Here is a 5,355-nt window from a genome sequence, read left to right as displayed (position 1 = left end):
CTAAAAAGCACAATGATGTAGCCCCTAAAAAGCGCAATGATGTAGCCCCTAAAAAGCGCAATGATGTAGCCCCTAAAAAGCGTAATGCTGAAGCCCCTAAAAAGCGTAATGCTGAAGCCCCTAAAAAGCGTAATGCTGAAGCTCCTAAAAAGCGTAATGCTGAAGCTCCTAAAAAGCGTAATGCTGAAGCTCCTAAAAAGCGTAATGCTGAAGCCCCTAAAAAGCACAATGATGTAGCCTCTAAAAAGCGTAATGCTGAAGCCTCTAAAAAGCGCATGATGGAGTAGAAGGGGAAACCAAATCTGCTATCAGCGATGGGACTATCATCCTTACTGATACAACTGGACAGAGGGCGATGGGGCAAGATGCTGGACAAATCATTGGCTCTCTCAACCGCAACACCGCAGCAGCCCACCAAGCTGTAGGACAGCTAGATGTCGCACCGCTTGAGGGAGCAGTGCATAATCGCGTAGATATGATCAATGATTTATCGGATGAAGGATTGGGATACTGGGACAAAGTGCGCGAAGTCGCAAATGTTAAAGAACATCCAGTAGGTGAGATTTTGCATGATGAAAATGGCAATGTCCTCTATTTAACCGATGAAAATGGAAAACCTATAAAAGACAGCGATGGAGAATATATTACTCTGTATCACTTTTTAAATGCTGAAGATGAGCAGCATTTACAAGCTGGCTCTGATGGCAACAGGCGTATGTTCTATAATGGTATTTTTAACACACCAGATGAAGCAGCCGGTAATGCTGTCCACTTAGCTGATAATGAACATGAACCCCTTTATTTTACATACCACCCACAAGCTAAAGACAGGCTCGTAGAGTACGGAGTAGCGATTTATGAATATTTTGGGAGATGGAGTAATTCGACCAAGAAGTTACAAGATTTTATCTATCGTTATGGCAATACAGGGGCGATTGTTAGTGCGCATAGCCGTGGTACCTTGACAGTGGGCAATGGAATGCGTGACTTTGAACAGCATGGCATTCACGGTATAGCAGAAAAAACAGATATCTATCTTTTTGGACCAGCTGATAACTCTCAATCAATAGCGAATGCACTCTATTATGTGAGTGATGGTAAAAAAGATCATATTTATTTACAAAACCATATATTCGATCCCATTGGTACAGGAATTGGTCACAATCTACCTACTTTTTATAAGGCACCCTTAAGGTTCCCTTATGCAATATTTCCACCAGCAACTCCAATGATAGAGCAAATGCGAGCGTTACGCGGCTTTAAATCTAGTACCCATAGGTGTTATGGTAATGCGGGTGATGCGTGTGAACGTGATTATGGAACACATCATAATGATAATACAAAAATTTATGCACCTCATGCAATTTTGGATAATTTAGGTTTAGGTTATTTATGGAGAAAAAAATGAATACACTGTTTAAATTATTGAGTGGGATAGTTTTATTAAGTATAGCTGGATGTGACATTGAAAACATTGACAAACCTGCTCCAGGGTACGTGAATATGTGGGAGAAGACAGGAGCAGATTCTACTGAGGTAGGAAAAGCCTTATTAGAATGTGGAATGCCGAGTCTTATCGATCCTGATTCAGAAAATAGAGAGAGAAGCAACAATGCAAAAGCAACAACTTATGCTTGTATGATTCAAGCAGGATTTCACTATAAAGATAAATGGGGAGGAACTTGGTGTCAAAACTATAAAGCCGAAAACTTGCCCATTTGTCAGCCTAGTGCTGTCATCCCGAAGAGAAGTGTCGAAAAGCGCTTAAACAGCCCGTTTTGTAAAAGAAGTCCAGTACAACCTGAATGCAAGCCTTAAGTGACGATCAACAATCCGCCATCTTTGCCTTTGCTTGGAATGGCGGGATTGTTTCCTCACGCACATTATTTAACGGATGAAGAACAACAGAATTTACAAAAAGGTTCTGATGGCAAGGTTCATTTTTTCCTCAATGGTATTCTTACAACACCCTATGAGGCGGCTGTTTATGCAGAGCAACATGCGGAGAATAAAAATGTACCGCTTTATTTTGTTGTGTTCCCAGAAGCCGATTCTGCTATTTCAGAACTTCTGGTCGCGGGTTATCAGAAGTTTATGGAAAATAACTTTTTGGGTTTGACCAATTCAACACAAGAAGCAAAAGATCTAATGTCTCGCTATGGTAACACGGGATTGCATTTTGATGCCCATAGTCGTGGCAGTTTGACAGGCTTTAATATGATGAATTCTTTCAAACAAGAAGGTGTAAATGATGTAGCAGGCAATACAACGATCAGTTTCCATGGACCAGCGGCTAATGTTTTGGCGGCATCCGGTTTGTTAGGTTATGTGAGTGGTGGCAAACAAACCACTATTGGTTTTGATGGGAATAGATATGACTTTGTAAGCCGATGGATTGGCGGCAATGGCTATACTTACGAGACAATACCTGCTGGTAGTAACTGGTGGAAAGAAACATGGAATATGTTCTCAGATCCCATAAATCCCCATACCTGTCTTGGAGACGCGGGCGATAAGTGTAACGTGCGTTATGGCTCATCTCATCGTGAACAAGTTCCTTCAAGTAAATCATGGAGTAAAAAATGAAACAAACCTTAAAATTATTAAGTGCTGTAACTCTATTCAGTATCGCTGGATGTCAGTTTAATAAGCCTCCTTCAGGATACTTGACTGCTTGGGAGAAGCCAGGAGCAGATTTTACTGAAATAGGAAAAGCATTATTAAAATGTGGTATGCCAACGCCTTATGATGTATTTCCAGAAAATAGAAAGCAGAGCATCAATGCAAAAGCAACAACTTATGCTTGCATGATTCAATCAGGATTCCGCTATAAAGATGAAGAAGTAGCAAGAGCGGGAGGGTGGTGTTATACTTTTAGAGCCGAAAACTTGCCCATTTGTCGTCCAGGTGCTGTGATCCCGAGGCCCAGTGTCAAGAAGCGCTTAAACAGCCCTTATTGTAAAAAATATAAAAATGCACCTGAATGCAAACCTTAAGTCTTGCTAGTGATGATCAACAATCCGCCCTCCGTGCCTTTGCTTGGAATGAGGGGATTGTTTCCTCAACCAACCATTTCAATATTGTTCACCGTTGTTTTAAACAACGGTGACAGGAAATATCAACAGGTTTATGAGCTGTTTTATCGTAAAGAAACCCACTGAAGGAGGGGAAGAATGAAGAAAGTCTTGCAATTATTGAGCGGCATAGCTCTGTTAAGTATAGCTGGATGTGAGTATAAAGCTGAGGTTCCCTTATCAGCTTGGGAATTATGGGATAAGCCTGGTGCAAATACAATTGATATAGGGAAAGCGCTGTTAGAATGTGGCATGCCAACACCTTATAATCGTGATGAATACAACAGAAAGTTAGACGGAAATGCGAACGCATTAATTGAAGCTTGCATGGTTCAAGCAGGTTTTAGATATAAATCCGGATATTTGAGTTCGTGTGAGTTTTTTGATGCTCGTTTTCCGATTTGTCATTCAGGTGCTGTCATTCCTCAAAGAAGTGTTAAGAAACGCCTGAACAGCCCCCATTGTAAAAGAAATAGAAACAAGCCTGAATGTCTACCGTAGTTTTTTGATGATGGTATGATTAAGAGTAATCTTTAGTTTTTTTATCTTTTGCATAAGTGTGTGGGCCAATTGTATCGGCACTCAACATGTTTCAAATTGGTATGGACAGAGGAATATAAAACATCGACAAGCTTATAAGCAATCTTATCATAAAAAATCATTGAAGGAGAGAAAAAATGAAAGCAACTTTAAAGTTATTGAGTGGATTGGCTTTGCTTATTATAGCTGGATGTTTTCCAGGTCCTTACCAGGCTGTGGATGTATTAGAGAAGCTAGGAGAAGATAAGATTGAGATTAAAAAAGCACTATTAGAATGTGGAATGCTGAATCCTCATGATGATTATATGATGGATTATAGAGAGTTAAGTATAAATGCGAATACATCTATTTATGCATGTCTAACCCAAGCAGGTTTTCATAGTAAATTAGGAGGGAAGTGGAGAGATCGGTGTAGAAATTATAATGCCGAAGATCTTCCGATTTGTGTGCCAGGTGCTGTCATTCCAAAACGAAGTGTCAAGAAGCGTTTAAATAGCGCTTATTGCCAAAAATATAAAAATAAACCAGAATGCCAACCTTAAGCACTGTTTGTGATGATCAACAAACCGCTATCCTTGCCTTCACTTGGAATGGCGCGATTGTTCCCTCAATCCATCATCTCAATATTGTTCACCGTTTTTTTAAGCAGCGGTGACAGGAAATATCAACAAGCTTCCGAGCTGTTTTATTGTAAAGAAACCCACTGAAGGAGGGGAAGAATGAAGAAAATCTTAAAACTATTGAGTTGCATAGCTCTGTTAAGTATCACTGGATGTGTTAACTCAATTCCCTCACTTTCTCCAGCATTATGGAGAAATAAAATACTTTTAGAATGTGGAGTACCGGACCTTAATAAGGTTGTGGCGCTAGATTTAAATCAATTTGCCAGTATTGAAATGTGTATGGCGCAATCAGGTTTTCGCCCTAGCTTTACAATACAAGAATGGTGTGAAAATCATAAATCAGACAACCTTCCCATATGTCGTCCTGGTGCTGTCATGCCTCAGCGAAGTGTTGAGAGACGCTTAAATAGCCCTTATTGTAAAAAGCATTCAGAACAACTTGAATGCAAACCTTAGGTCTTGCTTCAGCAGAGAAAGCTTTGAATTTACACCAAATAAAGTTCCAGGTTGATGAGCTTGAGAAAGCCTTGTCCGTTCTTACGTGACAAGGTTTTCTTTTTATGCCGCGTCGTTATAACGTTGCTGTTTTGCTTGCTCGATGACATTCAAAAGATCTGATTGTAACCAACGGGATAAAAAGCCAAATTTTAAAGGTTTTGGGAGAGAGCCATTGGTTACATGACGCCGGAATGTTGAAACACTCATATGAAGCAGTTTTGCACTTTCACGGTCAGTTAAAAGAATATCATTTTCTGTCATACTAAAATCCTTTCACTCTCAAAAAATGGCAACAAATCATAACCATTTATTAACCACATTTTGGTTCATTTAGAAAGATGTTTTATTCATAGAAAACAATATTTTATTATACAATTTCTAATGTGATAATTTATGAATCTTATTGAGAAAGAATGAGAGAGAAGAGAGCTAAAGTTATCCACAGATAATGGGGTTATTCCCCCATATCTTAAGATTGACCCGTGACATAAGCCGCCCATTTATCCATATAAACACGGCGCTGTTCTAGATAATCAGTACGACGATAGGCACGCTCTACTTTACCGCCTACTGTATGACTTAGAATAGTTTCTGCGACTTCATAAGGGGCATCGGTTGTT

Annotated in this window: 10 protein-coding genes; 9 read left to right on the top strand and 1 reads right to left on the bottom strand. The window is 39.7% G+C overall.

The window, feature by feature from the left end:
- The 9 genes from ACFIMS_RS07410 to ACFIMS_RS07370 all read left to right on the top strand — a co-directional run.
- On the top strand, positions 1-287 hold a 287-nt coding region (locus tag ACFIMS_RS07410), incomplete at its 5' end, for a hypothetical protein (RefSeq protein ID WP_375696553.1).
- Between the two features lie 68 nt (positions 288-355).
- A complete protein-coding gene (locus tag ACFIMS_RS07405; RefSeq protein WP_375696552.1) occupies positions 356-1,408 on the top strand; it encodes a hypothetical protein in 1,053 nt (350 codons plus the stop codon).
- The gene (locus tag ACFIMS_RS07400; RefSeq protein WP_375696551.1) at positions 1,405-1,818 is read left to right on the top strand and encodes a hypothetical protein; all 414 of its coding nucleotides are present in this window, start codon (positions 1,405-1,407) and stop codon (positions 1,816-1,818) included. The genes ACFIMS_RS07405 and ACFIMS_RS07400 overlap by 4 nt, the downstream gene beginning before the upstream one ends.
- Positions 1,819-2,586, top strand: coding sequence for a filamentous hemagglutinin (locus ACFIMS_RS07395; RefSeq protein WP_375696550.1), 768 nt, complete (start codon positions 1,819-1,821; stop codon positions 2,584-2,586).
- Positions 2,583-2,996 (top strand): hypothetical protein, encoded by a 414-nt coding sequence (locus tag ACFIMS_RS07390; RefSeq protein ID WP_375696549.1) that lies wholly within the window; start codon positions 2,583-2,585, stop codon positions 2,994-2,996. Before ACFIMS_RS07395 ends, ACFIMS_RS07390 begins: the two co-directional genes overlap by 4 nt.
- Positions 2,984-3,109, top strand: a complete 126-nt coding sequence (locus tag ACFIMS_RS07385; RefSeq protein WP_375696548.1) for a hypothetical protein — start codon at positions 2,984-2,986, stop codon at positions 3,107-3,109. The genes ACFIMS_RS07390 and ACFIMS_RS07385 overlap by 13 nt, the downstream gene beginning before the upstream one ends.
- A 64-nt stretch (positions 3,110-3,173) precedes the next feature.
- Complete coding sequence (locus ACFIMS_RS07380) at positions 3,174-3,575, top strand: hypothetical protein (RefSeq protein WP_026500687.1); 402 nt, start codon at positions 3,174-3,176, stop codon at positions 3,573-3,575.
- 176 nt (positions 3,576-3,751) lie between these two features.
- Positions 3,752-4,156: a hypothetical protein gene (locus tag ACFIMS_RS07375; RefSeq protein WP_026500686.1), complete on the top strand. Its 405-nt coding sequence runs from the start codon at positions 3,752-3,754 to the stop codon at positions 4,154-4,156.
- A gap of 177 nt (positions 4,157-4,333) precedes the next feature.
- Positions 4,334-4,693: a hypothetical protein gene (locus ACFIMS_RS07370; RefSeq protein ID WP_208433114.1), complete on the top strand. Its 360-nt coding sequence runs from the start codon at positions 4,334-4,336 to the stop codon at positions 4,691-4,693.
- A gap of 102 nt (positions 4,694-4,795) precedes the next feature.
- Here the strand turns inward: ACFIMS_RS07370 and ACFIMS_RS07365 are convergent, their stop codons facing one another.
- Positions 4,796-4,996, bottom strand: coding sequence for an AlpA family transcriptional regulator (locus tag ACFIMS_RS07365; protein ID WP_015856172.1), 201 nt, complete (start codon positions 4,994-4,996; stop codon positions 4,796-4,798).
- Between the last annotated feature and the right edge of the window lie 359 nt (positions 4,997-5,355).

It is taken from the genome of Bartonella sp. AP331QHHD, from assembly GCF_042195905.1.
In the GTDB taxonomy this organism is placed as follows: Bacteria; Pseudomonadota; Alphaproteobacteria; order Rhizobiales; family Rhizobiaceae; genus Bartonella.
The sequence above is the reverse complement of the archived record's forward strand: the minus strand, read 5'-3'. Positions and strand labels throughout refer to the sequence as shown.